The sequence below is a fragment of the Streptomyces sp. NPDC041968 genome (genome assembly GCF_055589025.1).
Genome location: NZ_JBVJCB010000005.1, coordinates 368,519 through 395,137 on the forward strand (window position 1 = coordinate 368,519; position 26,619 = coordinate 395,137).

Consider the following 26,619-nt stretch of genomic DNA (forward strand, 5'->3'; position numbering starts at 1 on the left):
GCACGGCAGTAGCAGTCAGATGAGGGAAAATGCGTTACACGGAGAAGACCCCGAAGACCTGGTCCGCGATCTGCATCGCCCTCTATGCGGCCGGCATGGCGTACATGGGGGTCGGCACGATCCCCGGCGAGTTCGGCCTGTGGCTCGGCATGTGCGCGCTGTTCCTCCTGCTGCTGCTCCCCTGTCTCGCCGTCCCCCTCTCGAAATTCGTCTACCACCGCATCCAGGTGGACGGGACGACGCTTCGCGTCGGCCGTGAGCGCATTCCGCTCACGGCCATCGACCCGACGTCCGTCCAGACGGCCGCCCAGGCCGCGCCGCCCACCACGCGCGAGCAGTACGCCGCGTCACTGAACGCCGTGGACGCCCCCGTGCCCGGCCTCCGCGCCACCGACCATGGCGACCCCCGCCTGGTGGGCGGCGGCTGGAGCGTGCCCATGGGCATGGACAGCGTCGTCCTCCGCACCCACCGGGGAGAACCCCTCCGCATCGCCACCCGCGACCGCACGGCCTTCCTCACGGCACTCACCCAGGCGACGACCCCCTCGCCCCAGCACCGCTGAACGTGTGCCACGCAGGGTGCGGGAGACTGCTGACATGCCTTCCTTCGACAGTTCCCGGGGCCGCTTCAAGCTCGCCGACCGCCACATCGCCGTCTTCGCCCACCTGCTGGACAAGGAAGTCCCACCCACGGAGCTGCACCACTCCCTGACCGAGTTGCAGCGGGCCGGTCTCGTAGGCCCGGAGGGGGAACTCCCCCCTCTCCTGCGCGAGCTCCTGACCACCTTGGCCCGGCCCGTGGTGCTGATCCAGGCCGAGATCACCGGCCGGCACGGCCTGCTGACCCACGGCCTGGTCGTCGGGGAGGACGGCGTCTTCTCTCACGACGCGTGGCCCGGCGAGGAGGAGTCGGAGTACGTCCCGATCGAGCCGAAGACGCTGGTGTGGGAAATGGCCCGCAAGGTCAAGCTGCGGCGCAACCCGCACGACGCCCCGGACACCGCCGAGGCCCCGGAGACCGCCTCGCCCTCGCAGACCTCCGAGATCGCAGAGATCACGACGAACATGGGCGCGCTCGACCAGATCCTCACCGCGGTGGAGGGCCGGCCCGACAAGGTCGCTGTCGTGAAGGCCGCCGCGCTCGACGCGCTCTCCGGCACCGCCGGCCTCTCCGAACCGGAGCGTTCCCGCCTAGTCGACCTCATCCTGGCCATGGACTCGTCCTGGCGCGTCACAGCGGCGTGGGAGGGCGCCCAGGGCGCCCCGTCGCAGCGGAGCATCTCGGTATGGGACTGCGGTCGCCACGGCCACTGGCTCCGCACTCGGCCCGCGGAACCGGTCGAGGACGGCCAGATCGGCCCCGAGAGTGCCCTGACGGTCGTACGGGCCAGCGCCGGAGAGATCTGGGACCGGCTTGCGGACCTGCTGCCGGACACGGAAGAGCTCGCGGTCGCGACCACATAGACAGGGGACCAGGATGCGCACCGTCAACCCGGACGACCTCGACCACCTCGCCAAGCTTCTGGACGGGAGAGGAGGCCTGGCGGACAATCTCGACGAAGCCTTCACCCGGGCCTCCCGCCTGGGCGTCACCGACAAACTCGCGCCCATCAAGCCGATGCGAGCCTGGGCCACCGAGACACCATCCGACCTCCGCAGGCGCGCGACGATCGCGAGAGCCGACGGTCTGCTGGAACGGGGTCACCGGGAGACGTACACCGACTGGTTGAACCGGGTCGAAGCCCACTATCTCGCCAAGGTCCCGGGACTGGACCGTTTCGGCGAGAAGAACCTCACCGGCACCCTCCAATTCCTGAGTTCCGTCAGCGGAACTCTTCACATCGGCGCCCGGACGATGTTCATCGGGTCAGGCATGGTGAACGTCCTGGCCAGGAACTCGTGGCGCGACGGACTCCTGCGTGCCGCGATCAACTCCGGATGGTGGGCCCGGCCCGAACGCAGCGGGACCGTCAAACTGCTCGGTCGAGGCCTCGGGCTGCTCCCGAAGGGAATACCCGCTTCCTTGTCCGCTCCGGGAAGCTGGCTCCCCAGCCGGCTGGGGAGCCTGTTCGGCAACAACCGCTTCTACCAGCAGGCCAGCAGGGTCCCTTTCACCACCGCTCGTCGCAACGCGTTGCTCAGCGAGGGATACGACCTGGCTCGGAGACTTCCTGGCGTGAGGTCTCCCTTCGCGAGCAGGGCCATCGATTTCGTCGTCGGTTCCGACAAACTGGCTCGGACCTATGGCGGCCTCACCCACTCAGGGCAAGCGGTGACCCGCGCCGGTAACGCCAACCTGTGGCGCGTAGCACAGAACGCACGACATTTCCAAGGGACGAAGAACGCCCTCGGTATGGGCCGGGCCGTCTCGCCGTTGGCGACCGGAATCAAGACCGCGGGCAGGACCGGTGGGTTCATCAGGGGTCTCGGTATCGGGGGGAGCGTCCTGGCGACCGGCCTGAGTTCCGCCAATGTCGTCGCCCAGGGAAACCCGGTGGACGCCTTCAAGGAAAAGGGCGCCGGATATGTGGCGGACGTCGCGGAGGTCGGCTTCAACGCTTCCCTGACAGCCGCCATGGTCGCCCCGAACCCTGTCACCATCGGTCTCGCTGTGGGCACGGGCCTCGTCTACGGTGGAGCCAAGGTCGTGGAACACTGGGACGACATCAAGGAAGGTACGGGCAAGGCAGTGGACTGGACCGGCGACAGGCTGTCGGACGCAGGCCGGGAAATAGCCGGTGGCGCAAAAAGCGTCGCCAAGGCGGCGAACCCGATGAACTGGTTCTGAAAGCCGAGATCACCGACCGGGGAGAGGAGGCGACTTGAGCCCCGTCACGTTCGAACTGCAGGAGTTCTCCAACAGACGGGAAGTCGGCCGCAAAGGGACGGTCGGGCCCTTCGGAGAAGTGGTCGCTTCACGCCCGAAGATCTCGATCAGGGAAAGCAGGAGAAGCGGCAGCTACAGCGAAGTGGTCCTGCGCGGAGATCGCCTCCCGGCCACCACGTACCGCGGAATCGGCCCGGGCCGGCCCGGCCTCGAGAGGGCATGCCTCCTCGTCGCCGGCGTTCCCGTCGAGCTGCACTTCAACGCTCGGGCGTTGCGGAGCAGATCGAGAGCTCTGCATCTGGCTCACCAGGGCCGAGCTTGGACATACACCGTGAGCGATCACGGCAGGAACGCGACGTTGGAAGGACAGGACGTCCGGATCCTCCTGCGCCCCGGCAAGAGCTCGGCCGGGAAAAGGACGAGCAGCTACGGGACGGTGGAAGGGGAGGCGGACGGAGTCGACCTGGCTCTGGCCGTCATCTTCGAAGAGGTGCAGACAGCCGCCCTGACGTCGAGCGGCGTCGTCGCTTCGGCCCTGAACAGGATCCTGACGCCGCGGTCGACCGAGACCTTCTCGCCCTCCGGGGAGTAGCCGACACCCGAGCGGCTATCCCCCCAGCCGGTCCGCCAGCCGTCCCGGCCCCGAGAGCAGTGCCCCTCTCAGTGACAGGTTGCGCGTGTACACGCCCTCGAAGAGGACGGCAAGGCTGATGTCGACGGAGTCCACGGCGCCGTGCGGGGCGCCGGAGAGGACATCGGGGCGGGCCCAGCTTGAGCGGACCATCTCGATGCGCGCCTCGGCACGCTCCAGCACGTGATGCCGCCGGCCGCCCGTCTCGACGTACCGATACTCCCGCCCCACAGCCCGGATCCGCAGGGCCCGCCCCTGTCGGCTGGTGCTCAGGGCGCTGCGCTCGAAGGCGGCCTGCTGCCCCGCGACGTTCAGCCGCCCCGAGGCCAGCCGGGGCCGCCCGCCATAGGGCATGCCGGTGAAGTAGGAGGTCGGGACGCTCTCTCCGACCACCATCGCCCCGCAGGTCCGCGTCTGGTCCGCGACCGGCACGACCTCCAGGGCGGGGACCACGAGCTCAACAGAGCCCAGCCCGCCCACCTCGCCACGCCAGAACGTCACGTGGTGCTGGGTCTGCGACGTCACGGAGTTGGTGAAGCGTCGCAGTTCAAACGGCCCTTGAGACATGGTCCACCTTGAATCTCGCGCCCTCCGGCGCGTCACGTCAGTCGAACGGATTGAGGGCGCTGCCCAGCTTCTTGGCGCCGTCCGCCAGTTTCCCGGCCCCCTCGGCCACCTTCTTCCCCGCCCAGGCCCCGGCGTCCGCGACCTTGCCGGGGAACTGCTTGACCTTGTCCCAGTTGTCCACGATGGAGGAGACACCGTAGACGAGGCCCGTGACCGCCGCCGCACCGATCGTGATCGGGTTGGGGGCGATCATGGCTGCGGTGAGCGAGGCGTTGAAGGCCACGCCGGACACCTTCGAGACGTATCCGGCCTTGTCCCTCTTGAAGGCCTCGACGGGGTTGCCTTCCTGGTAGACGTCGAAGGCACCGATACCGGTGGCCACGACGCTGCCACCGATGCCGGCGACCCGCCACCAGCCGCCCGTGCGGAGCGCGGTACCGGCCCCGGAGGTGAAGGCGGACAGCTTGCTCGCGCCGGCCGCCCTGTTCAGGGCACCGGCGTTCTTGCCGACCTTGATCAGGTTCGCTTCCCAGGCCCAACGCTTGCCCGCGAGTACGGCGTAGCTGTCTTTGCCCGTCAGTACGTTGAGCACCGCCGACGGAGTACGTGCGCCGATGCTCGCCCCCAGTCGGGCGATCTGCGCGGGGATGTACGACGGAGGCTTCCCCTTGAGGATCTGAGCCAGAGTCGTCCCGGGTGCCTTCAGGAACTCGCCCTTGCGGAACCTCTTGATCAGCCCCATGGTTCCGGCGGCCGCCATCTTGAACGCACCCGGAACAGTCGACGCCATCGCGGTGATGTCGATGTAGTCGCCGACCACCTCGCCCAGGTTCTTGTCCCCTGAGACTTTCGCCACCGCGTCGGACTGCACACGTTCTATCCAGTCCTGGTAGGTCTCGCCCGGCTGACGCTTCAGCCACTCACTGTCGAATTTGCCGTCGTTGGCCACGGACGCGTTGGCGATGAGCATGATGTCCGGAGGAAGCTGCTTGCCTTTCAGGTCCTCCGGCTTGAAGCCCGCGTACAGGGCGGCTGCCAGCGGGTCACCGTTCTCCGCACGGAGAATGGCGCCGCGCCGCCTCAGATCCGTGGACGTCTCCCGGGTCCACGACTGCAGGGGTTTCAGAGGGCTCAGTTTGTCCCGCACCCCGAGATTGGACGCCCGGGTGAACGCCTCGTCCAGTTTGTCCTGCAGTTTCCCCCTACCGTCCAGAAGCTTCGCCAGGTGTTCGAGGTCTTCCGGATTCCCCATGCGCTTGGATTTGTCGCCCATTTTTTCCCCGTTGAGTCAGCTGGTGCAGCGTGCGATGACCGGACAGCGAAGCGCTCTCAAGTCCTCATGAGGCCGCGGAGGCAAGCTGGGCTTCATCCGGCAGGAGATCGGTGACGCGCTGCCACAGCTCCTTGGCAGAAGCGCGCCGCACCCGCAGCGCGCTCGCCGCGTCGACCTGTCCGTCGGCCACCGGCTCGGCGGGCCGTTCGCGGACCCAGTAGCCCTCGATGCCGCAGTCCCACACGGCCAGCGCCGAGACGGCCAGTCCGGAGTCCGTCCGGGTCGAGCCGTCGCCCTGCCAGGCCACCGTCATCCGCCACATGCAGTTCAGCTCGGCGAGGACCTCCGTGAGCCGCAGAGGAGCACCGGTCGCCTCGGCCACGGCCTCGGCTTCCTCATTCTCCCCTCCTTCCATGCGCTCGATCACCCGGTCGAGCGTGCCCATGGTCGACTCGATCACCTCACCGGTGTCCGCCTCGTCGGTGAGGTCACGGTGCAGGTCCACCATCCTGGCCAGGGACCAGACCAGCGTCTCGGGCTCGGCGGGCACGTATTCCGACTCCGCCTCACCGGGCCATGCCTCGTGGACGAAGATGAACTCGTCACCCATGACGGCCCCGTTGCTGGTCACGCCCTGGGGACCGGTCACCTCGACACGCGCGATGACGCGAGGCTCCATCAGCGTGGAGACGAGGGGGTAGAGATCACCGACGATCTTGTCGTCGGCGTCGAGGAGCCCGGCCCCGCGCAGTTCCTCCCGGGCCTGCGACAACTCGTCCGGCAGCCGGTGCTCCTCGACGAGTACGCCCAGCACGCTGACATGGTCGTCGGACAGCCGCAGTCGGCGGCGCGCCGCATCCAAAGAAGGCATTGTGTCCTGTCCCCCAGAAGTTCAGAGAAAATTGCACCGGTTCAGAAAGCGCCCCGGCATCGACCCCAGAGCGCCGAGCGTCGGAAGAATCCGCGTGTATGGGCTCGAGGAAATCTCACCCCGGCGTCCCCGGGCGGATGGCCCTGGCTGGAGCTCGAAGGAGGTCTCGCTCATTCGCTTGACCCCTTTCAGTCCTCGATCAGTCCGGCCGCGCCTGTTTCCCGACCGCGACCATTGCCTCACTTGCCGTGAATCCGACATGGGCGAAACGGGACCTCGGTGGCACCTGATCTCCGCGTCACCTGTCGGTTGCCGCGCCACAGAACAGTAAAGCAAAGGTAATCGAAGTGCCGTGAGTCACCCGAGGGCCCTGGTGATGCCCATGCGGAGGTGGGGAGTTCAGCTTCGCGACCTCGGGCGCCACCCGCCCCGAGCAGTGCCGGTGGGTAACCTGCCCGCAGCAGAGGCGAGGGAAGGAACCATGCAGCCACACACGTACAGCCTCGACCACTGGGAGGACCGTTCTGGTCACCGGCTCGCCTGGAAGTTCGGGTACCGGGGGACGGCGGGCGAGTTCGGGCGGATCGAGGTGACCTACCCGGCGCGACGGCACGGGGACCGTCACGTGGCGGAGGTCCGGGGGGACACCGTTCCCACGACCTCGTTCGACGGATGGGCCTACGGACGGAAGCCCTCGCTCTTCAGTGGACGGCTCAGTGTCGGCCGGGACGGCATCCGCCTCAAGCGCAACCGCTGGGCGCAGACCAGAGCCGGGCGTGCCCTGCGGATGCGGGTCGCCGGGCGGGAGTACCGCTACTTCGCGACCAGCGCCCGGCACCGGGACCGCGCCCTGGTCCGGGACGGTGTGGAGATTCGTACGCACCGGCACGGCAAGGGCTCGCGGAGGAAGGCCACCTTCACCGTTCTGGGCCCGGCGGACGCCACCGATCTCGCCCTCGCCGCCGTGATGTGCGGCGTCAACACCCGCAACCTCACCCGGGGTGGAGCGGTGCGCGCCTTCTTCAACAGGTCGCTGGGCTGGCTCGAGATCTTCCAGTGACGCCCGGCCACCCCCGAGGCCTCGCCGGGGCAGCTACTCCGCCCGGTCCGAGAAGTGCTGCATCAGGGCGAACGGGGAGGACAGTGCGGCGCCGCCGAGGGTGAGGACATCGGTGTCCACCTGTTCCAGCACGATGGCGATCGCCAGGTCCACGGCGTCGGCCGGTCCGGTGGCGGTGCCCGTGGTGCCGGTTCCGGTCGACGGGACGAACCGGCCGTGCTGCAGCGAGACCCGGACGCCCTCCCGCTCCAGGACCTTCGCCTTGCCCAGGCCCTCCACGGAGTAGACGTACTCCCGGCCCTCGTACGCGATGCGCAGGGCCCGGTCCTCCCTGCGCAGGGCCCGGGGGTTGAAGCGGAGCTCGGCAGGGCCGCCGTCCAGGGTGAGCTCGGCCTTGAAGAGGGAGGGCATCCCCGACCTGCGCTTGCCCCGGAAGACCGTCTCCGGGAAGGCGGGGCCGGTCAGCCGGACGGTGTCCATGCCCTTCGCCTGCGGTCGGTGCAACGGGCAGCGTTCCACCGCCACGGCTCCGAAGCGGCCCACGTCTCCCCTGATGCCGGTCGTGGGCAACGCCTTCTTGGGCCGGTCGGTGTACGGCGCCAGCTCGAACTTCAGGGGCTCGCTACTCGTTTCCATGGCGACGGATGCTCGTTTCGTGCGTAGGTTGCTAGTCGAACGGGTTGAGGGCGCTGCCCAGCTTCTTGGCGCCGTCGGCGATGTCGCCGCCGATGTCGCTCGCCTTGTCGCCCACCCAGTCGGCGGCCTTGTCGGCGCCTTCCGTGATGTCGTCCCAGTGCTCGACGACCTTCAGTCCGCCGTAGACGATGCCGGTGCCCACGGCGAGGCCGATGGTGAGGGGGGTGGGGGCGACCATCGCGGCGGTCAGGGAGGCGTTGAACCCGACCTCCGCGTAGTTGGCCAGGTAGCCGGCCTTGCTCTTCTCCCACTCCTTCCCGTGGTCCATGGTGGCGATGTTGGCCACGGAGAACGCCGTCGCGCCCGCCGACCCGACGATCCCGGCCCCTCGCCACAGGCCCGCGGTCTTCGCCGCCGCGCCGAACCCTCCCGCCTTGCCCACGGTGATGAGGCTGGCCTGTCCCGCGCGGGTGACCGCCTGCCCGGAGTGGGTCAGCCCGCCGTACATGCGGGCCAGGTCGTCCGACCCGGCGAAGAAGTTGATGGCCTGGTTGGGAGTGACGCCCAGCAGCTTGGCGTTCATGAACCCGCGCCGGCGCAGCAAGTCCCATCCGCCGCCCCAGCGGTCGCCGAGGAAGCCGGAGCTCAGGGGGACGTTGGCGACCCGCTGGTACGTCTGACTCCGGGAGGCCATGTTGCCGAGCTGACCGGGGAACCAGCTGCCCGGCGCGGACAGCGAGCGGATCGGCGGGTTGTAGTTGCCCAGCTTGGTGCCCGCCCAGCGCAGGAGGGGGTTGCTGCCGGGCGCGGTCCACCGGGCGGCGAGGGCGTCCTTCATCGGACCGAGCTTGCCGGTCTTGATCGCGTTGCCCAGCAGGACCTTGGTCCCCGAGAAACCGGTCGCGCCCACGACCTGGGCCGCGGCGGCGACGTTGAACGCATCGCTGCCGAACTTGATCATCTCGGTGAGGGTCTCCTCGTGCGGCTCCAGACCCGGGATCTTCGACAGCGCGTGCGCCTCCAGACGGGCCACCCAGTCGCCGAGCTTCTCCCCCGGCTGCCGCGCCAGGTCCTTCGCCGCAGGATCACCGCTCGCCGCCACCGAGTTGGCCAGCAGCAACGTCTCCGGCTTGATCCCCTCGCCCTTGTACTTCTCCAGGTCCTCCGCCGTGAACCCCGCCCACAGCAGGCCCGCCGTCGGATCGCCGTTCTCCAGCCGCAGGATCACGGCACGCTTGCGCAGGTCCCTGGCCCCGTCGGCCGACCACGCCCGCATCGGCCTCAGTACCGCCAGCTGCCCGCTCACCCCAAGCCGGGACGCCCGGGTAAAAGCCTCGTCGAGGCGCTCCGCCGTCCCACCACGCCCGTCCAGCAGCTTCGCCAGATGCTCCAGATCCTCGGGGTTCGCCCCTCGGAACGACATACCTGTCCCCCGTCCGTCGACCACCGGCCCACCCCCGTGGGAGGCGGAACACCTCATGGTGCCAGGCGGAGCCCGGCTGTCGCAGGATGGCCGCGAGGGCTCCGAGCCGGCCGGTGGCGCATCGCACCCGTGCCGGGACAGCACGTCGCCGCCCTCGGCCGGGAGCGCAAGTGTGGTGGTTGTGCGTCATCCGTGGAGACGAATCGCCTCCTCCTGGGCCCTGATCCCGCGCCCCGTATGCTGCACCAGCGGTGTCATGGCTCCGTCGAGCGAGCCCGGCGCCGTACGAAGAAGGCGAACGGGGGAGGATGCGGACGTGGGGCCCAGCGAGGACGCCGTCGAGTTGAAGAAGCGCGCCAAGCAGCTGCGCGAGTGTGCCCGCGAGGCGCGCACCCTGGCCCGTCAGCTCGGCCCGTACCTCGACGACGCGGTGAAGAAGGCCACCCCGCGCGCCGCCGGCTTCCGTACCGGTGACGACGAGGGCGCGATCTGGCAGGGTCCGTTCGCCGACGAGTGCACCGGCACCCTGCAGCAGCGGCAGCGCACGCTCAACGGCATGGGTACGGCCCTGCTGGCGGACGCGACCCGCTGGGAGAGCCAGGCGGAGGAGCTGGACCTGCAGGCCAAGGAGAAGGACAAGGCCAAGGCCGGGACGGGCGGCAACTGATGGCGTTCCGAGGTTTCGACGCCGCGAAGCTGCGGGCGCTGGCCGGTGATCTCGACAGCCTCGCCGGACACTCGGGGCAGCTGCACAGCCGGCTCGCGACCCTGCTCACCACCGCCCAGCAGAACCTGCCGGCCGGGCAGAGCGCCTCCCGCGACCCCGATCTCCAGGGGCTGGTCGGCGACCTGATCCCCATGCCGTCGTTCTTCGGTGGCCGCCGGCGCCTGCCCGGTTCGCTCCAGGGCGAGCTCGGTGACATGCAGGCGTCCATGAAGCGCCGCGTCAAGCAGATGGAGGGCCTGCAGGAGCTGGAGATGCGCGGGTACCCGGTCAGCGACGGCAGCGTCTTCCTGGACGAGAAGCCGCCGGACGCGAAGAAGATCGACTCAGCTCTGCGTGACCTGCGGGCCCTGGACGGCAAGGACTTCGGCAGCAACGGCAACCGGGAGGACCTGCAGAAGTTCTCCGGGGAACTGGACGGCCTGACCGCGGCCGAGCTGGACGCCTTCATGACGAAGGCCTCCCCCAAGGACCTGGCCTTCTACAACGAGCTGCTCACCGACACCGACGACTCCAACTGGAGCCCGTTCGACCACAACGGCCTGCCCGAGGCCGCGCGCCGGGACACGCTGAGCCTGATGCTGTCCAAGATCAGTCCGGAGAACGTGGGCAAGTTCCAGGCGGCCTTCCCCGGCATGCAGCCGACGTTCACCAACACCGACGCCTACGAGAGCGGCGGCAACAGCCAGAACGGCCAGACCAACAACGGCATCCACTGGGCGCCTCCCTCCGACCCGCTGTTCCAGAACGGGGTCTCCGCCGACGACGTCAGCCAGAACCAGTTCGGCGACTGCTGGTACGTCGCCTCGCTGGCCGGCCTGGCACAGAAGGACCCGAAGTTCATCCAGGACGGCATCAAGGAGAACCCCAACGGCACGGTCAGCGTGCGTGTCTGGGACAAGGAGGGCAATCACCACTGGGTGACCATGACCTCCGACCTGCCCACCGACCAGAACGGGAACCCGATCAGCACGTACGGCAACGGTGAGACCTGGCCGGCGTACTACGAGAAGGCCTTCGCGATGACCTACTCGGAGGACGGCGAGGGGGAGCGCGGGTACGGCGGTATCGAGGGCGACGACCCGAAGAAGGCCGCCCCCTACCTGACCGGCCGGGAGGGCGACGACCTCGAGTCCGGCGGCTTCCTCGGCATCGGCAAGGACGACGACAAGGACATCGACTCGCTGCGCAGCGCGTACGAGTCGGGGAAGGTCGTCACCCTCTCCACCCCGGACGACGAGGGTCTGGACAAGGACCATCCGCAGGAGTGGGGCAGCACGTACCACAGCAACCACGCCTACTACGTGCGCGGCTTCACCGACGACGGCAGGATCATCCTCGGCAATCCCTGGGGCGTGCAGGGTTACCCTCCGATCACCGTCAGCCAGGACCAGCTCGACAAGTACTTCCAGGGACCCGAGGCCTTCGATGTCCCGTGACGATGCCCCGCAGGTGAGTGCAGTGCCCGACCGACCCCAGGTGAAGTACCCCTTCGAGTTCGACGGCCGGTGGGTGCTCCGGTACCACGTGCCGTACACGGTGCAGCACGACGGGCTCCCGCACCGGATCGTCGCGACGGTCTTCGCGCAGCCCTCGGTGCACGGCCGCATCCAGGTCAGCTGCGAGGGCCGGCCGCCCGTGGAGTACGACGGGCTGACCGCGGGCGACACCGTGGAGATCACCGGTGACACATGGCGGGTGGCGGAGGTCGACTACCGCACCCGTGTCGTTCTGGAGCGCCCGACCGAGGTCGTGGCCGAGCAGGAGAGCGGTGTTCAGGCCGGTGAGTAGTACGCGATACGGGGTTTCGGGGGCGGCGGCAACGATCGTCGCGCTGGCCGTGCTGGCGCTGGCCGGCTGCGGGTCGTCGTCCGACGGTGGTGACGAGGGCGGCGGCGGCGCGAGCCCCGCGACCCGCGACAAGGGCCCTGCCTGCGTGGGGACCGCCCCGGCCGACGGTGTGCACGTCCTGCGCGGGGGCGGCTTCCGGCTGCCCGGCGGTGGCGGCGTGCAGTACGCCGGAGCCGACGCGGACGGCACGAAGCGTACGGCGACGCTGCGGGACGGCGCGAAGTACGCGTCAGGGCAACGGCAGTGGAACGTGGAGCCAGGAGCGGAACTCACCGTCGCCGGCCGCGCCTACTCCGTGCGGCAGATCTGCACCTACCGCGTGGTCCTGGAGCCGAAGGCCGCCGAGGACCGCGCGACCCTCGCCGCCGCGCCGGAGGTCCTCGAATCCCGGCAGGGCCCCGCCGACGACGGCCTCTGCTTCACCACCAACCGCACGGTCCTGACCACCGCCGCGGGCGGCTTCCCGCCCAAGGGCGCCACCCTCTCCCTCCTCGACAACGGCGGCGTCCAGCGCTTCCCCACGGGCCTGTCCCTCACGGTCTCCTACGTCGACACCACCGCAGGCACCGCGGGCATCGGCGCCAACTGTGCCGGGATTCCGGTCGCCCTCTACAAGGACGTACGCAGCGGGGAGACGGTGGAGTTCGCGGGGGTGCAGTTCGAGGTGACGGGCCTGACGGAGCAGGGCGTCGAGCTGACTCGGACGAGCGCGTAGCGGGCCACGCCACCCGCGAAGTGTCTCGGTAGAGTCGTTCGGCGAGCGTGTGGAGAGGACCCCGAGAGGCCTGGAGAGGCAGACATGGCGTTCGGCAGGAAGAAGGTCCACGAGCCCCCGGTGGAGCCGATCGAATGGGCCGACGTCCAGACGTTCGTCATCTCATCCGTGGAACGCCCCGCGACCGTCAAGCGCAAGTACGCCGTGCGTGGAACGCCCGCGGTGCGGGTGGTGCAGGGATCCGATGCCCTGCGCGTCATGGCACCCTGCGCCTTCCTGGGGAACGCCGAGGCTCACCCACCCGCGCTGTCGTCCCGCCCTGAACACACCCTGTACGAGGATCCCGTGCTCCGTCGCCTCCTGTGCCACGTGGAACCGCCCGTCGACGAGGAGGGCGAGCAGCGCCACCTGGTGCGCGACGGGCGAGGACAGGTCCTCGGCACGCTCACGCGTGTGCCGCCGAAGCACCGCCCTCTGCGACACACCTGGCGCATCGAGCAGCCGGGCCACCCGGCCATCGTGGGGCGCAATGAGTGGGTCAGCGGAGACGCCAAGGAGATCGCCGGTCGTGTGGCCGGCCGGTTGCTCGGAACCGTCGTCAGCGCAGTCGCCGACTTGGGTTCCGAAGGCGGTGACCAGCGCTCCAAACCCCGCTCGCTCGAGTGGCGGGTAGGAGACGAGGTGGTCATGACGTCGGAGGGCAGCGAAAAGGTGACCGTGCATGCCGACTGGATCGACCGGCGCCTTGCGTTCGCCTTCGCGCTCGTGGGAGATCGCGTGTAGGACCGCTCCTTGCTTCGATCGGCTCACGCCCTGCGCAGCCCGCTAGTCGAAAACATTGATCGCTCCGCCCAGCTTCTTGGCGCCGTCGGCGATGTCGCCTCCGATGTCGCTCGCCTTGTCGCCCACCCAGTCGGCGGCCTTGTCGGCGCCTTCCGTGATGTCGTCCCAGTGCTCGACGACCTTCAGTCCGCCGTAGACGATGCCGGTGCCCACGGCGAGGCCGATGGTGAGGGGGGTGGGGGCGACCATCGCGGCGGTCAGGGAGGCGTTGAACCCGACCTCCGCGTAGTTGGCCAGGTAGCCGGCCTTGCTCTTCTCCCACTCCTTCCCGTGGTCCATGGTGGCGATGTTGGCCACCGAGAACGCCGTCGCCCCCGCCGACCAAACGATGCCCCCGCCCCGGAAAGCCCCCGCAGTTTTGACCGCTGCCTTGAATCCACCCGCCCTACCGACTTTCACCAGGCTGGCATTCCCTGCCCGCACGACATCCTGCCCGGAGTGGGTCAGCCCGCCGTACATGCGGGCCACGTCGTCCGACCCGGTGATGAGATTGATGGCCTGGTTGGGAGTAACGCCCAGCAGCTTGGCGTTCATGAACCCGCGCCGGCGCAGCGCATCCCAACCGCGACCCCAGCGGTCGCCGAGGAAGCCGGAGCTCAGGGGGACGTTGGCGACCCGCTGGTACGTCTGACTCCGGGAGGCCATGTTGCCGAGCTGACCGGGGAACCAGCTGCCCGGCGCGGACAGCGAGCGGATCGGCGGGTTGTAACTCCTGAGACGCGATCCCGCCCAGTTCAGGAGGGGGTTGCTGCCGGGCGCGGTCCACCGGGCGGCGAGGGCGTCCTTCATCGGACCGAGCTTGCCGGTCTTGATCGCGTTGCCCAGCAGGACCTTGGTCCCCGAGAAACCGGTCGCGCCCACGACCTGGGCCGCGGCGGCGACGTTGAACGCATCGCTGCCGAACTTGATCATCTCGGTGAGGGTCTCCTCGTGCGGCTCCAGACCCGGGATCTTCGACAGCGCGTGCGCCTCCAGACGGGCCACCCAGTCGCCGAGCTTCTCCCCCGGCTGCCGCGCCAGGTCCTTCGCCGCAGGATCACCGCTCGCCGCCACCGAGTTGGCCAGCAGCAGCGTCTCCGGCTTGATCCCCTCGCCCTTGTACTTCTCCAGGTCCTCCGCCGTGAACCCCGCCCACAGCAGGCCCGCCGTCGGATCACCGTTCTCCAGCCGCAGGATCACGGCACGCTTGCGCAGGTCCCTGGCCCCGTCGGCCGACCACGCCCGCATCGGCCTCAGTACCGCCAGCTGCCCGCTCACCCCCAGCCGGGACGCCCGGGCAAAAGCCTCGTCGAGGCGCTCCGCCGTCCCACCACGCCCGTCCAGCAGCTTCGCCAGACGCTCCAGATCCTCGGGGTTCGCCCCCCGGAACGACATACCCTGCCCCCTTCTCTACTCGGCCTGCTCGCTTCCGACTCGTCAGACCGGGTGACCATGGACGCCGTTGAGCCGGATCGAGCCTGCCGTCAGCTCGGATCCGGCCGCGTTTCGTCGTGTCGCCGGCGCCGTCGCTGTCTGCCCAGTACGGCGCAGGTCTCCAGGGCGGTGAGGAGGCCGGCGAGTGTCCACAGGAGGTAGGGGGCGACTCCGTCGGCCTTGTCGGCCAGACGTGGGGCGAGGTGGCCCTCCGGGTCGTCGACGAGGGTGACGTGGGTGCCCGGGGTGAAGTCGCGTGTGCAGCCGCCGGTGTCGCCGATTTCGACGGTGCGTCCGCGGTCGGTGTCGGTGAGCGCGACCGAGCACACGGGGCGCCTCTCCCCGCCCTTCCCCCGGTACGTGCTGACTTCCGTGATCACGGCGTCGTCGTGCCGGACTCCGCGCTCCTGCATCGCGTAGTCGCCGAGGGCGGGGCCCACGAAAAGGAGAAAGGCGAAGCCGAACACAGCGACGCCGGCGCCCGCTTTCGCGCCGCACAGGATCCAGGCCACGGCGAGCACCAGCAGGGCCACCACCACACCGAGCAGCGTCGCAAGCAGACCGGCGTCCTGTCCGAGCCAGCCGCAGCCGGCCAGCGCCGGTGGGGTGCCCAGGGTGACCCAGAGGGTCGCCGGCCACCAGCGTCGTCCCGGCCCGCGGGCGGGGGGCGCCGCCCCCGCGGGGGCCGTGTGAGCGGTAGTCACGCGGCGCTGCCGCCGACCAGTTCCTCCCGGTCGGGGATCAGGGCGGTGATCTTCCGCCAGACCTCCGCCGCGTGGGAGCGCACCAGGACCAGCGGGCTCTCGGGGCCGACCTGCCCGGGCAGGATCGGCTCCTCCGGCTGTTCGCGGATCCAGTGGCCGAGAGGGCCGCAGTCCCAGACGGCCAGGGCGCGGACCATGGCTGCGCGTTCGCCCTCGTGCTCGCCGTCCCAGCTCGTGGTGATACGCCAGGTCGCGTTCAGGGAGACGATCAGGTCGCGGAGGGTGGTGAGTGCCTGGTCCCGGTCCGCGAGCGCGGGGTCCGCCTCGACGAGTGCCGTGCGGACGAGGTCGCGGGTGGCGTCGTCGTCCGGGCCCGGTTCCTCCAGGGCGACGAAGGCGGCGTCCAGGGCGGCCATCGTCGTACCGACACGGACCTCGGGGGCGCCCTCCTCGGGCCGCTCACCGCGGTGCAGGTTGACCTTGCGGGCCAGCTCCCAGACGAGGGTGTTGGGCTCGATGGAGACGTACTCCGACTCCTCCTCGCCCGGCCAGCCGTCGTGGGCGATCACGGCGTCCTGACCGACCACCACCCCGTGGTTCAACGGGCCGTGCGCTCCGGTGATCTCCACCTGGATCATCATGACCGGGTCGGCGAGGGTGCGGAGCAGGTCACCGAGGAGCGGGGCGAGTTCACCCTCCTCGCCCACCAGACCGATGCGTTGCAGCTCGGTGAGTGACTGCGTCAGCTCCTCCGGCGGTGTCTCACCGTCCAGGAGGTGGGCGAAGACCGCGATGTGGCGGTCGGCGAGCCGGAAGCGGGCACGGGAGCTGTCAAAGGAGGGCACTGGTCTCTTCGCCTCTTACTTCTTCTTGTCCTGCAAGTCCTTGGCGTCCTGAGAGCATTTCTGCGCCTCGTCGCGCAAGGCCTTCGCGACCGTGCCGCACTTCGTCTTCCAGGTTCTCAGCGCGCCTCGCACGTCGTCCGCGTTCGGACCCGACCAGGTCTTCATGCCGGTGGTGCTGTGGTTCTTCGCGGTGTCGACGAGTTCGTCTATGTGGTCGGCCAGTGACCTCAACTGGCTCGCGCGCTGATTGAGTTCCTGTATGTCAGGATTTGCCATAGCAGCTCTCCCCCGCTGTCTCCGGAACTCCAGGATACTGTCGCACCCCCCGCGCCACAGCAGGAGCCTGACCTGCCCCGCCACACGCCGTACACACCGGTCGTTCACCGGAAGATCCCATTCGCAACAGCGGTGGACGGGAACTGCAGGTGGTGTTGTAGCGTCCACTGTTGCGAACGGACAGTCCGCTTGCCTTTGATGACACGGGGAGGAACGCCCATGGATCGCGGTGCAGATCTCACGAGGCTCCGGGAACTGTCGAAGCTGTACGCCCGCAAGGCCCACGACCTGCAGCTCCTGATCAAGGACCTGCAGTCGGCCACGGCGGACAGCTCCGGCTACTGGAAGGGTCCGAAGGCCGACCGGTTCCGGGACGACTGGCGCGATGTGAAGCCGACCTTCGACAAGTGGGTCGACACGCTGAACGACGCCAGCAAGTCCGCGAACACCAGCGCCGACAACATCGAGCGCGCCACCTGATCGCAGGCGTTTCCAGCGCAGCGGGGTGACCGGCCGGGGCGCCGGGGCCAGGTCCTTGGGACCGCGGCCCCGGCGCCCCGACGGCGTTCACCGGGCCTGGTGGTACGAGCGCGCCTCGGCCGCCGACACCTTCTCGGGCTCACCGCGGATGGCCGCGTCGACGACGGGCAACAACTTCCCGACCTGCTCCGCGAGCTTCCGGTGCCGGCCGTCCAACTCCCGGTGCCAGGCTCTCGCGTTCTTCCCGACCCAGACCTTGTCACCACCGATCTCCTCGGTCGGGGTCTTGAGGGTCTTGCGGAGGCTTTCCACCTCCTTGGCGAGGTCGTTGCGGAGCTTCTCCAGCTCGGCCCTTTTCGGGTTGGGTACTTTCGCTCCCTGTTCCGCCACAAGGACCTCCCTACTGCTTTTCATATTTTCGACATCGACTGGTCAACACATTGCTGCCGCAGCGCATCAGCGAATCCGGTCCGCCTCTCACCAGCACATAATCTGAGGCGATGACGTCCCGTGACACAACTCGGGCGAATCCCGAGTTCCTTGTGCTGCCCACCCTGGCCGGGATGGCGCGCAATCCCGACGGCACCCCCTTGGGCGACAACCAGGTCGAGGCGGCCCTCCTGCCGACGACCGGCGACGACGGCACGACTCACCTCACCGCTCTCGCCTTCACGTCGGTCCCCCTCCTGGTCGAGGCGATGGGTGAGCAGCAGCCGTGGGTGATCATCCCTACGGGTGAACTGGAGAACTGCCTCGCCGGGTCCGGGGTGCGGACCGTACTGGTCGATCCGCGACCGGCCGACGAGGGGCAGCAGGAGTCCGGCCGTGGTTGACCCCGACTTCAACGGCATCAATCCGGAGAACCTCCGCAGGACCATCGACGACCTCGCCCGCGGCAGCAAGGCGCTGCACGATGCGAAATCCTCGTACGCGACCCGGTTCCAGCGCCTCGGCGTGGACACCACGCACCTCGGGGAGATCGGGAAGATCGCAGCGTGGGTGGACGACGAGCTGCCCATGTTGCGGCGCAGGCAGGCGCTGGCAGCGGCCATGGAGACCGACCCGGGCGGCGTCAGGCGCGGCGCCATGGTGCACCTGCGTGAGCCGGTTTCGACCGTGGGGGAAGCACGGGCGGGCGGGAAGAAGCTCGCCGACGAGATGAACGAGACGCTCGATCCCGGTGCGGGCGAGTCGGGTGCCGCCTTCCATCGGATTGCGGCGGAATTGGCGAAGCACAAGGGCGATCCGGACTTTGCGTCGGCCTTCTTCGCCAGGATGGACCCGAGGCTGCTCGAGGTTCTTCCGGTGACCGTTGCGGCCGCCGGCGCGTCGACCGCCGAGGAGGACGTGAAGGTGTTCGGCTCGGCCTTCACCGCCGCGATCTACGCCCATTCCCCTGCGCCGGGGTTCGAGAAGGCGGCCGCCCTGTTCCACGGGGACTTCGACGAGGACCAGCCGACTGCGGTGTTCAACCGGGCGCTCATGCAGGGGGATGATCCGACCCTCTGGGACATGGCCTGGATGCATACGAAGATTGCCGTGAAGAAGCTGGGCGATCCTGCGGACACCTGGTCGGACACAGCCGGATTGCTGGCCGCGGTCATCGGGGCGCAGGCGAAGTACGCGGGGCATTTCTGGGAGCGGTCGCAAAGGTTCTCCGACGAAGCGGGTCGGCTGTACGAACAGCGCCTCAACGCCATGAGCAAGGAGGACAAGAGGAAGTTCAAGAACGAGACCAAGCGCGCGGCCCGAGCGTCGAGGCAATCGGTCCGTGAGGCGGAGCGGATCCTCGGCAAGTTCGGGATGGGATCGTTCTCACGCCTGATGGAGGCGTCCGTCGCGGACGGGGGCAGTTGGTTGGTGAGTAAGGTACCGGGCCTCCGTCCCCCCAGCTCGACGTCTCTCTTCGGTCGATCGCTGCATGCGGGCGGAAAGCTGCCTTTGGTAGGGACGGTACTGACCATCGGGGCCATCGGCTGGGACGTCACTCACGGAACGGAGACGGATGTAGCCATCGCCGCCAACGTTGGGGGAATGGCGGCCGGCACAGTCGGCACGTGGGGCGCGATGGGACTAGTAGCGCTGGCCGGAGGGCCAGTCGGCTGGGGTATCGCTGCGGGCGTGGTGCTGGGTTTCGGAGCCGGATACGGGGCTTCCTATGTCATCAAGAGTGAGTATGGCAAACCTGCAGTTGATGCGGTCACAGGAGCGGTAAAGCAGACAGGTGCCGTCATCGGCGACGCCGCGTCCGACGTCAAGAAGTGCGTGAGCAGATGGATCTCATGAAGGCAGGCAGGGATGACTAAAAAGACTAAAAAGAAGCGTCCTCCTGGTGAGTACAAACTGCCGCCAAGAGTCGCACGGAATCAACAGTCCGCTGCCCGGCGGGCGACACACAGGGAACAACCACCCCTCCCTGGTTACCGCCACATTTTTGGCGCATTCGGTGGGTTTTTACTCACTCTGGGAATGGCGCTTTTCCTTTGGTTCCCAGCACACTCTTTGCTGCAAGATTTGCGTGAACGTGGCGTAGCTGCGCCCGCCATCGTTACGGACGTCAACGAGACCGCCAAATTTGTAAAAATCAAGTTCACCCTGGGCCCTAGGGCAGGAGAAGAAGTTGAGCTATCAGAATTTTCCGGCATGCATCCCGACTTTCACACCGGTGACCACATGTGGGCGATTTACGACCCTGAGAACCCTTCCCGCCTCCTCTCTCGCCACTGGGTCAGTATTCCCCCAACCAACTTTCCCGTGTTCGGCACCTCGATCCTTTCAGCTTTCTTTCTAGTCGGGGCCGTAGTGCTATTCTTTCGCCGTCTTTGGGTGCTTCGCAATTGGCCCCCCGAGAAACCCGAAACCATCCCTATCACCCGCGTTCGCCTCACCAAACCGTAGGCATCCCGGACGCCGCTGCGGGCCCCCGCCTCCCAGGCAGGGGCCCGTGTTCGTGCCGTGACGCGGCGTCAGCCGTTCAGTACTGCCTGGATCGGCATGAAGGAGCCTCCGGTCACGAAGAGGCCGCTGCCTGCTGGGCCGCCGCCGGCGTTCGCGGGGAGGCGGATGCCGAAGAGTTCGCCCTCGGAGGGGCTCTGGGGGGTGAGGAGCATGCCGTTGCGGGACTTGCGGGCCTCGACCGCGAAGCCCCGGTACTGGCCGGAGAGGCTGTCCGTGGAGCCGGCCGCGATGAGGCCGATGCCGCCGTCGGCGCCCTTGCGGACCACCGTTTCCAGGGCCTCGTCGAGACTCGTGTCGTAGAGGAGTTCCGCGTCGTCGACGACGACGGCGTAGGAGCCGCCGTTCGCCTTGGCCACCAGTTCGTCGAGGTCGGACTCGCGGCTGTCGGCGTTGAGGAGGCCGAGGACGCCGTCCCGTCCTTCCAGGTCGCGCAGTGGGGAGCGGCGGGGGGCGACCAGGACCACCGGCGTCCCGGCGCGCAGGAGGGACTCCGTCGCGGCCATCAGGGTCGTCGAGCGGCCGGACTTGGGCGGGCCCGCGATGACGAAGCCGGGGCCGCTCTCCTCCAGGTCCACGCCGACGGGGTGGAGTTCGTCGCCGCCCACGCCGATCAGCGCCCAGAGGGCGGACGGCGGCGTGAAGTCGGGGTCGAGGGCGAGGGCCTCGGAGGACGTGATGTGCGACGGGAGGGCGTCCACCCGCATCGGGCGGCGTGCCGCGGGGATCCGGCCGTGGCGGGCGGCGGTCTCCTCGGCGATCTCGCGCAGCGCCCGTACCTGGGCCTGGCCGGCCGGGTCCGGGGCGAGGAGGCCGATCTGGGTCTCGTCCACGCCGGTGTCGGTGATGCGCAGGGCGCGGCCGGGCGGCATGTTCTTGGGGACCTCGCGGGCCTGGAGTCCGGCCGTGGAGTAGTCGTTCGGGTCGGCGAAGCGCAGGATGAGCCGGTCGGCGAAGGCGGACGAGACGTGGCCGCTGAGGCCGGTGCGGTCGGCGGTCATGACGACCTTGAGGCCGACCGCGGAGCCCTCGCGGAAGATGCGCTGGGCCGCTTCGAGGAGGGAGCCGTAGTTGTACGCCTCGAAGGTCGAGGCAAAGCCCTCCCAGCCGTCCAGCAGGAGCACCATCCAGGGGAGGCGGTCCTCCGGGGAGGCCGTCGCGCGCTGCTCGGCGGCGCTGGAGGCGCCCTCCATGGCGAGCAGTTGCTGCCGCCGGGCGATCTCCGCGAGCAGGCGCTCGATGAGGCGGCGGACCCGGTCCGGTTCGTCACGGGTGACCACGGCGCCGACGTGGGGGAGCCGCATCAGCGGCAGGAGCGCGTTGGAACCGCAGTCGATGCCGTAGACGTGCACGTCGTGCGGGGAGGTGCTGCGCGCCAGGGAGCCCGCCAGGGAGCGCAGGGCCGTCGAGCGGCCCGAGCGGGCACCGCCCAGGATCATGGTGTGCTCGCCGTGCACCAGGTCGAGGGAGAGCGGCATGCGCGTCTGCCGTGCCGGCAGGTCGATCAGGCCGTACGGGATGGGCGCGACGTCCGTTGCCGGTTCCGGTCCGGCCGGGGAGGCGTACGCCGTCGCCTCGTCCACCGTGACCAGTTCGGAGAGCGGGTCGAGCCAGGGGCTGCGCTGCTCGCCGAAGCCCATCCGGCGCGCACCGTCGCACACGGCGTCCACGAGCACGGCCAGGTCGGTGACCATGGTGCCGTCGTCCTCGGCCTCGTCGCGCTTGGGCAGCGGCCGGCTGTAGGCGTGCCACGGCAGCGGCAGCAGGGTCGCCTTCGGGCCGGTCCCGCCGACCGCGGGACGACGGCCGCCGATTCGGGCGGACTGGACGCCGACCAGGGACTGGGCGCCGGAGCGGACGAACATGCGGCCGGGGGTGGACTTGGCGATGGCGCCCGAGTCGGGGGCCTCGATGACGTCGATGGACTCCGAGGCGTCGGTCACGCGCAGCGCGATGCGCAGGTTGGTGTTGGCGCGGATGTCCGCGCTGACGACGCCGGCGGGCCGCTGTGTGGCCAGGATCAGGTGCACGCCCAGGGAGCGGCCCCGGCGGGCGATGTCGACCAGGCCGGCGACGAAGTCCGGGAGTTCGGCGACCAGGGACGCGAACTCGTCGATGACGAGGACGAGTCGGGGCATCGGCTCCAGTTCGGGACGGAGCTTGCGGGTGTCGTTGTAGTCCTCGATGTCCTTGGCGGCGGCGTCGAAGAGGATCTTCTCGCGGCGGTGCAGTTCGGCGGCGAGCGAGGCAAGTGCCCGTTCGGTCAGGTGGGCGTCGAGGTCACTGACCATGCCGACGGTGTGCGGCAGCCGGGCGCAGTCCATGAAGGCGCTGCCGCCCTTGTAGTCGATGAGGACGTAGTTCAGCGCGTCCGGGCGGTTGACGACGGCGAGCGAGGTGATGATCGTCTGGAGGAGTTCGGACTTGCCGGCGCCGGTGGTGCCCGCGACCAGCGCGTGCGGTCCGTCCCGCCGGATGTCCAGGACGAACGGGCCGTCCGCGGCGATGCCGACGGGCGCGGCGGTCGACGAGCCGCCCGCCCGCCACACGCGCTCCACGTCGGTCCCGGACGGGTCGGGCATGCCCAGCAGGGTCAGCAGTCGGGCGGCGGTGGGCAGGGCACCGCCGGCGTCGTCGCGGCTGACGTCGCGCACCGGCGCGAGGGAACGGGCGAGCAGCTCGCACCAGGCGGGCACGGCCTGGTCGGCCAGGACGTCCCCGGCGGACTCCAGCCCGTGGCCGCGTACGCGCACGTGGTGTGCGGCGTCCGGGGACCAGGCGACGACGGCCTTGCACTCCTCCGGCAGCAGCCGCTCGTCCTCGTCGACGCAGAGGGCGAGGATGCCGTACCGCGGGCCCTCGCTGAGGAGTTGCGGGACGCCGGGTACGCGGCGCAGCAGGCGGGCGCCGTCGAGGACCAGCAGGACGTTCGGGTCGGGGTAGAGCTGGCCGGTGGTGGTGTTCTGCTCGCGGGCGGCCTTGCGCCGGGCCAGTTCGTTGAGCAGCTCGTTGACGCGGCGGGTGACGGTCTCGGAGTCGAAGCCGACGAGTGCCACGCAGTCCTGGCCCTGGTCGGGGCTGGTGTGGGGCAGCCAGTGGACCCAGTGCCAGTCGGCGCCGGCGTGGGGGGTGGCGGTGAGGGACACCAGGGAGAGGTCGCGCGGGCTGTGCAGGACCGCGGCCTGCACGGCGAGCCAGCGGGCGGTGGCCAGCGCCCGTTCCCGGTCGCCGGCGACGCCGACCACGCCGAGCTGGGCGAAGGGGAGGGTGACCGGGACGTCGGCGAGGACCGGCGGGTCCGGGGCGTCCTCCTCGTACATGGAGCCGCCGCGGCCGAGGACGAGCTCCACGTCCGAGGGCAGGTCGCCGACGCCGATCCGCAGCTGCATGGCGTCGGGGTCGGTGAGCCGGCGCTCCCACAGGCGGCGGCGGGGGCCGGTGGCGAAGAGCAGGACCTCGGCCGGGTCGGGGGCGTCGGCCCGGCGGGCGCGCTGCTCCTCCTTGGCGAGGGCGGCCAGTTCGACCTGGTGGGCCGCGAGGTCCTTCTTGTACTGCTTGACCGACGTCCGGTGCTTCTTCTTGCCCTCGCGGTTCTCGCTGATCCACTGCGCGGCCATCATCAGCGGGCTCATCAGGCAGAAGAGCAGCATGTAGATCTGCTGGGTGAGGAAGTACATGCCGATGCCGAAGGCCATGGGCATGACCGCCATGAGGAGCTGGAAGCGGGCCCGCTCCCCCTTGCTGGGCGCCACCGGCACCACGAGGCGGCGGCGCGGCCGCAGCGGGGACAGCCGCGGCGGGCGGTTGTAGGCCAGGCCGCCCTCGCTCATCGCGGACAGGTGCGCGTCCGGCGCGGCGACGCGGGCCAGGACCAGGAGCGAGTCGCCGATCCGTACGACACCGTCCGGTGGCCAGGGCGTCCCGGGCGCCGTCACCGGTTCGTCGTCGAGCTGAACCTCGGTGCCGGCCTCGGGGCCGAGCGTGGCATTGCCCTGCATGTCTATCGCGACGCGGAGCGCGATCGGGGGCAGGCCGGCTCCGGGCAGGGCGAGCGTGCAGGTGGGCGCCGACCCGAGAGTGGTCACGCCGACTCCCAGCCGGACCACACGCCCGGAAGCGGGACCGCCGGCCACCCTCAGCTCGAACTGGCCGACGGGTTCGCCCTTGCGCAGCAGCGGGCCCATGGAGTCGTCCACGGTGACGCGCATGCCGTCCTGCAGCACCTGGGCGACGGGCGCCGCCGGGTCGCAGAGCACGCCGTCGGCCCACAGGGCGGGTACGCCGGTCCCGGCAGCCCCGTAGCCGGGGAACGAGGGCGGTGCCGTGCCGGGCATGACCCTGACGTTCGCCGGCATGCCCACCGGGGCGCCGCTTCGGCCGAGTTCCGTCGACAGCGCCTGGGCGACGTCGCCGGCCGTCGCGGTGTCGTCCGCCGTGACGACGACGTCGTGCGGCTCACCGCCCTCGCTGACGACCGTGACCAGCATCCGCATGGTGGTCTTCCTCCCCGTGGGCCTCGCGGCCGTGTTCGTTGCTCCGGCAACGGAGACTACTGTCCGTCTGCGACGGCGGACCCGGCCGCCCATGTCCCGGACGTCCGGCGGTGCGTAGGGCCGCCCGGGGCCCTCGGTGTCCGGCGGTGCGTGGGTCCGGGGCCGTGCGGCGTCGCGGCGGGTTCACCCGTGGGGGGGCGGACCGTGACGGTTCGCCGGCCCCCCCCTGCCGCCGCGGCGGGCCCGGCGCTGACACAGTAGTGACCGCAGCGGCCGGTCGGAGCGCAGGGGCCGGACGTCGCTTCGGCGAACCGTGCCCCGAGAGGCGACCGGCCGGTTACTCCGTCCTCGACAGCCGCGCCTTCGGTCGGCCCGAGGCCTCGCTGTCGGACTCGTAGCGGAGGTCGTCGCCGACGGGGGTGAGGTGGACGGTGTGGAGGGCCGGGTTGCAGACGTCCCGGTTGTCTTCGGCTCCCACGGCGTCGGCGACGATCTGGGTCGCCGTCACCTTTCGCAGGGTCAGCAGGTCGTCGCAGGTGCCGCCGAAGATGTCGGTGTGGCGCAGGGTGCCCAGGGGTCGGCCCACCGTGGCCTCGCGGACGGTCAGGCGGAAGGTGCCGAGGGGCAGGTTGCCCTTGACGGCGACCGCCTGGCCCTCCCAGGTGCCGACGTAGCGCCCGGGGACGGTGCGGGGCGCGGACGGCGTGTGGGTGGCGGTGTCCGAGTCGCCGGGCGGGGACTCGCCGCCCGAGCCGGGCAGGAGGTCGAACACGAACACCGAACCGACCGTCACCGCCGCCATCGCCCCCGCCACCGCGAGGGCCACCGTGCAGCTGAGCCTGCGGCCCTTGCGGCCTCCGGTGTCCCGGGTGGAGGTGGCCGCCACGGACAGCGAGAGCTTGCCGGGCGGCGGGACGTCGTGCCCGCTTCCGCCCGTGCCACCGCCCCCGTCCCTCGGCTCCGGGACCACCGTCGGCGTGGGCATCACCGGCGCCGGCCCGAACGCGCCGGACACCCGGGGCGCCCCGCCCGCCTCAGCCCCGCCCACGGACGGCCGGCTGAACCCCACCGGCCCCGACGCGGACTCCGCCGCCTCCAGGTTCAGCAGGTGCACGGCGCTGCGGCTGACGCGCTCCACCAGCGGGCCGGGCAGCCAGCCGCCGGTCACCAGGTGCGCCGCGCCCTCGGGGGCCAGCCGCCGGGCCACCTCGCCGGGGGCCGGGCGGGCGGCCGGGTCCTTGGCCAGGCAGGCCGCCACCAGGCCCCGCAGCTCACCGTCCAGGGCGCCGAGCCGGGGTTCCTCGTGGACGACCTTGTAGAGCAGTGCGGCGGAGGAGTCGCCGGGGAAGGGCGGCTCGCCCGTCGCCGCGTACGCCAGCACCGCGCCCAGCGAGAAGACGTCCGCCGCCCCGGTGACGCCCTTGCCGAGGATCTGCTCGGGCGCCATGTACCCGGGGGAGCCGACCGAGACGCCCGTCGAGGTGAGGGAGGCGGTGCCTCCCGTGGCGCGGGCGATGCCGAAGTCGATCAGGAGGGGGCCGTCGAGGGTGAGCAGGACGTTGGACGGCTTCACGTCGCGGTGGACGAGGCCCAGCTCGTGTACCGCCGCCAGCGCCTCGCCGAGGCCCGCGCCGAGTGCCCGGACCGAGCGGGCCGGCAGCGGGCCGCCGTCCGCGACGGCCGCCGTGAGGGACGGCCCGGCCGCGTAGGCGGTGGCGACCCACGGCACGCGCGCCTCGGGGTCGGCGTCCAGTACGGGCGCGGTCCAGGCGCCGCCCACCCGGCGCGCGGCGGCCACCTCGCGCCGGAACCGGGCGCGGAACTCCTCGTCGAGCGCGAAGTGCGGGTGCACGATCTTCACGGCGACCGTGCGACCGCCGGAGCTGCGTCCCAGGTAGACCCGGCCCATGCCGCCGGAGCCCAGTCGGCCCAGCAGCCGGTAGGGCCCCACGACCGTGGGTTCGTCGACTTCGAGCGGTCGCATGGCGTCCACCCCTCCCCCGTGTCCCCCGAACGCCGGTACCTGGGAGCA

The 26,619-nt window shown here is 70.1% G+C and carries 26 protein-coding genes; 14 read left to right on the forward strand and 12 right to left on the reverse strand.

Features of this window, described 5'->3' with window-relative positions; genetic code table 11:
* Positions 1 to 29 precede the first annotated feature (29 nt).
* Genes ACZ6EG_RS15365 through ACZ6EG_RS15380 form a run of 4 tightly spaced genes read left to right on the forward strand, consistent with a single transcriptional unit; the run spans position 30 to position 3,419 of the window.
* The gene (locus ACZ6EG_RS15365; RefSeq protein WP_469604809.1) at positions 30 to 563 is read left to right on the forward strand and encodes a DUF3093 family protein; all 534 of its coding nucleotides are present in this window, start codon (positions 30 to 32) and stop codon (positions 561 to 563) included.
* Positions 564 to 597: 34 nt separating this feature from the next.
* On the forward strand, positions 598 to 1,464 hold the full coding sequence (locus tag ACZ6EG_RS15370; protein WP_469604812.1) for a hypothetical protein: 867 nt from the start codon (positions 598 to 600) through the stop codon (positions 1,462 to 1,464).
* A 13-nt stretch (positions 1,465 to 1,477) separates the two neighbouring features.
* Positions 1,478 to 2,788, forward strand: coding sequence for a PE-PGRS family protein (locus tag ACZ6EG_RS15375; protein WP_469604814.1), 1,311 nt, complete (start codon positions 1,478 to 1,480; stop codon positions 2,786 to 2,788).
* Between the two features lie 34 nt (positions 2,789 to 2,822).
* Positions 2,823 to 3,419 carry a hypothetical protein gene (locus ACZ6EG_RS15380; protein WP_469604817.1) on the forward strand — a complete coding sequence of 199 codons (597 nt, stop codon included), beginning with the start codon at positions 2,823 to 2,825 and terminating at the stop codon, positions 3,417 to 3,419.
* A gap of 15 nt (positions 3,420 to 3,434) precedes the next feature.
* Here the strand turns inward: ACZ6EG_RS15380 and ACZ6EG_RS15385 are convergent, their stop codons facing one another.
* From ACZ6EG_RS15385 to ACZ6EG_RS15395, 3 genes are all read right to left on the reverse strand, one after another.
* Positions 3,435 to 4,025 (reverse strand): hypothetical protein, encoded by a 591-nt coding sequence (locus tag ACZ6EG_RS15385; RefSeq protein WP_469604820.1) that lies wholly within the window; start codon positions 4,023 to 4,025, stop codon positions 3,435 to 3,437.
* A gap of 37 nt (positions 4,026 to 4,062) precedes the next feature.
* Positions 4,063 to 5,298, reverse strand: coding sequence for a mucin-2 (locus ACZ6EG_RS15390; RefSeq protein WP_458418725.1), 1,236 nt, complete (start codon positions 5,296 to 5,298; stop codon positions 4,063 to 4,065).
* 64 nt (positions 5,299 to 5,362) lie between these two features.
* A complete protein-coding gene (locus ACZ6EG_RS15395; RefSeq protein WP_469604824.1) occupies positions 5,363 to 6,169 on the reverse strand; it encodes a hypothetical protein in 807 nt (268 codons plus the stop codon).
* 481 nt (positions 6,170 to 6,650) lie between these two features.
* Between ACZ6EG_RS15395 and ACZ6EG_RS15400 the strand changes: the two genes are divergently transcribed.
* A complete protein-coding gene (locus tag ACZ6EG_RS15400) occupies positions 6,651 to 7,229 on the forward strand; it encodes a hypothetical protein (RefSeq protein WP_391970066.1) in 579 nt (192 codons plus the stop codon).
* Between the two features lie 33 nt (positions 7,230 to 7,262).
* Here the strand turns inward: ACZ6EG_RS15400 and ACZ6EG_RS15405 are convergent, their stop codons facing one another.
* Both ACZ6EG_RS15405 and ACZ6EG_RS15410 read right to left on the reverse strand, forming a co-directional pair.
* On the reverse strand, positions 7,263 to 7,865 hold the full coding sequence (locus ACZ6EG_RS15405; RefSeq protein ID WP_469604826.1) for a hypothetical protein: 603 nt from the start codon (positions 7,863 to 7,865) through the stop codon (positions 7,263 to 7,265).
* Positions 7,866 to 7,896: 31 nt separating this feature from the next.
* A complete protein-coding gene (locus ACZ6EG_RS15410; protein WP_469604828.1) occupies positions 7,897 to 9,288 on the reverse strand; it encodes a PE-PGRS family protein in 1,392 nt (463 codons plus the stop codon).
* Between the two features lie 316 nt (positions 9,289 to 9,604).
* On the opposite strand from ACZ6EG_RS15410, the gene ACZ6EG_RS15415 reads away from it, so the two are divergent.
* From ACZ6EG_RS15415 to ACZ6EG_RS15435, 5 genes are all read left to right on the forward strand, one after another.
* Positions 9,605 to 9,955, forward strand: a complete 351-nt coding sequence (locus ACZ6EG_RS15415; protein ID WP_391970069.1) for a hypothetical protein — start codon at positions 9,605 to 9,607, stop codon at positions 9,953 to 9,955.
* A complete protein-coding gene (locus tag ACZ6EG_RS15420; RefSeq protein ID WP_469604830.1) occupies positions 9,955 to 11,451 on the forward strand; it encodes a C2 family cysteine protease in 1,497 nt (498 codons plus the stop codon). The genes ACZ6EG_RS15415 and ACZ6EG_RS15420 overlap by 1 nt, the downstream gene beginning before the upstream one ends.
* Positions 11,452 to 11,473: 22 nt before the next feature.
* A complete protein-coding gene (locus ACZ6EG_RS15425) occupies positions 11,474 to 11,803 on the forward strand; it encodes a hypothetical protein (RefSeq protein ID WP_469604833.1) in 330 nt (109 codons plus the stop codon).
* Entirely contained in the window at positions 11,796 to 12,578 is a 783-nt protein-coding gene (locus tag ACZ6EG_RS15430; RefSeq protein ID WP_469604836.1) for a hypothetical protein, read from the forward strand. The genes ACZ6EG_RS15425 and ACZ6EG_RS15430 overlap by 8 nt, the downstream gene beginning before the upstream one ends.
* An 84-nt stretch (positions 12,579 to 12,662) precedes the next feature.
* Positions 12,663 to 13,361 (forward strand): hypothetical protein, encoded by a 699-nt coding sequence (locus ACZ6EG_RS15435; RefSeq protein WP_469604839.1) that lies wholly within the window; start codon positions 12,663 to 12,665, stop codon positions 13,359 to 13,361.
* A gap of 42 nt (positions 13,362 to 13,403) precedes the next feature.
* On the opposite strand, the gene ACZ6EG_RS15440 is transcribed toward ACZ6EG_RS15435, so the two are convergent.
* The 4 genes from ACZ6EG_RS15440 to ACZ6EG_RS15455 all read right to left on the reverse strand — a co-directional run bounded on the left by ACZ6EG_RS15440 (position 13,404) and on the right by ACZ6EG_RS15455 (position 16,659).
* Positions 13,404 to 14,795, reverse strand: coding sequence for a PE-PGRS family protein (locus tag ACZ6EG_RS15440; RefSeq protein WP_469604842.1), 1,392 nt, complete (start codon positions 14,793 to 14,795; stop codon positions 13,404 to 13,406).
* An 89-nt stretch (positions 14,796 to 14,884) separates the two neighbouring features.
* Positions 14,885 to 15,538: a hypothetical protein gene (locus ACZ6EG_RS15445; protein WP_469604845.1), complete on the reverse strand. Its 654-nt coding sequence runs from the start codon at positions 15,536 to 15,538 to the stop codon at positions 14,885 to 14,887.
* Positions 15,535 to 16,383 carry a hypothetical protein gene (locus tag ACZ6EG_RS15450; RefSeq protein WP_469604848.1) on the reverse strand — a complete coding sequence of 283 codons (849 nt, stop codon included), beginning with the start codon at positions 16,381 to 16,383 and terminating at the stop codon, positions 15,535 to 15,537. The genes ACZ6EG_RS15445 and ACZ6EG_RS15450 overlap by 4 nt, the downstream gene beginning before the upstream one ends.
* Before the next feature lie 15 nt (positions 16,384 to 16,398).
* Positions 16,399 to 16,659, reverse strand: a complete 261-nt coding sequence (locus ACZ6EG_RS15455) for a WXG100 family type VII secretion target (RefSeq protein WP_391970075.1) — start codon at positions 16,657 to 16,659, stop codon at positions 16,399 to 16,401.
* Between the two features lie 219 nt (positions 16,660 to 16,878).
* On the opposite strand from ACZ6EG_RS15455, the gene ACZ6EG_RS15460 reads away from it, so the two are divergent.
* Positions 16,879 to 17,139: a WXG100 family type VII secretion target gene (locus ACZ6EG_RS15460; RefSeq protein ID WP_366768461.1), complete on the forward strand. Its 261-nt coding sequence runs from the start codon at positions 16,879 to 16,881 to the stop codon at positions 17,137 to 17,139.
* A gap of 87 nt (positions 17,140 to 17,226) precedes the next feature.
* Here ACZ6EG_RS15460 and ACZ6EG_RS15465 read toward each other — a convergent pair whose 3' ends face one another.
* Positions 17,227 to 17,529 (reverse strand): hypothetical protein, encoded by a 303-nt coding sequence (locus ACZ6EG_RS15465; protein ID WP_391970076.1) that lies wholly within the window; start codon positions 17,527 to 17,529, stop codon positions 17,227 to 17,229.
* Positions 17,530 to 17,639: 110 nt separating this feature from the next.
* Here ACZ6EG_RS15465 and ACZ6EG_RS15470 point away from each other — a divergent pair, with 110 nt between their 5' ends.
* From ACZ6EG_RS15470 to ACZ6EG_RS15480, 3 genes are all read left to right on the forward strand, one after another.
* Entirely contained in the window at positions 17,640 to 17,972 is a 333-nt protein-coding gene (locus ACZ6EG_RS15470) for an SAV_915 family protein (protein WP_391970077.1), read from the forward strand.
* Positions 17,965 to 19,425, forward strand: coding sequence for a hypothetical protein (locus ACZ6EG_RS15475; RefSeq protein WP_469604859.1), 1,461 nt, complete (start codon positions 17,965 to 17,967; stop codon positions 19,423 to 19,425). The genes ACZ6EG_RS15470 and ACZ6EG_RS15475 overlap by 8 nt, the downstream gene beginning before the upstream one ends.
* Before the next feature lie 183 nt (positions 19,426 to 19,608).
* Positions 19,609 to 20,037 carry a hypothetical protein gene (locus ACZ6EG_RS15480; RefSeq protein ID WP_469604862.1) on the forward strand — a complete coding sequence of 143 codons (429 nt, stop codon included), beginning with the start codon at positions 19,609 to 19,611 and terminating at the stop codon, positions 20,035 to 20,037.
* Between the two features lie 68 nt (positions 20,038 to 20,105).
* Here the strand turns inward: ACZ6EG_RS15480 and ACZ6EG_RS15485 are convergent, their stop codons facing one another.
* Both ACZ6EG_RS15485 and ACZ6EG_RS15490 read right to left on the reverse strand, forming a co-directional pair.
* Positions 20,106 to 24,587 (reverse strand): FtsK/SpoIIIE domain-containing protein, encoded by a 4,482-nt coding sequence (locus tag ACZ6EG_RS15485; protein ID WP_469604865.1) that lies wholly within the window; start codon positions 24,585 to 24,587, stop codon positions 20,106 to 20,108.
* A 337-nt stretch (positions 24,588 to 24,924) separates the two neighbouring features.
* A complete protein-coding gene (locus ACZ6EG_RS15490; RefSeq protein WP_469604868.1) occupies positions 24,925 to 26,571 on the reverse strand; it encodes a serine/threonine-protein kinase in 1,647 nt (548 codons plus the stop codon).
* Positions 26,572 to 26,619 lie beyond the last annotated feature (48 nt).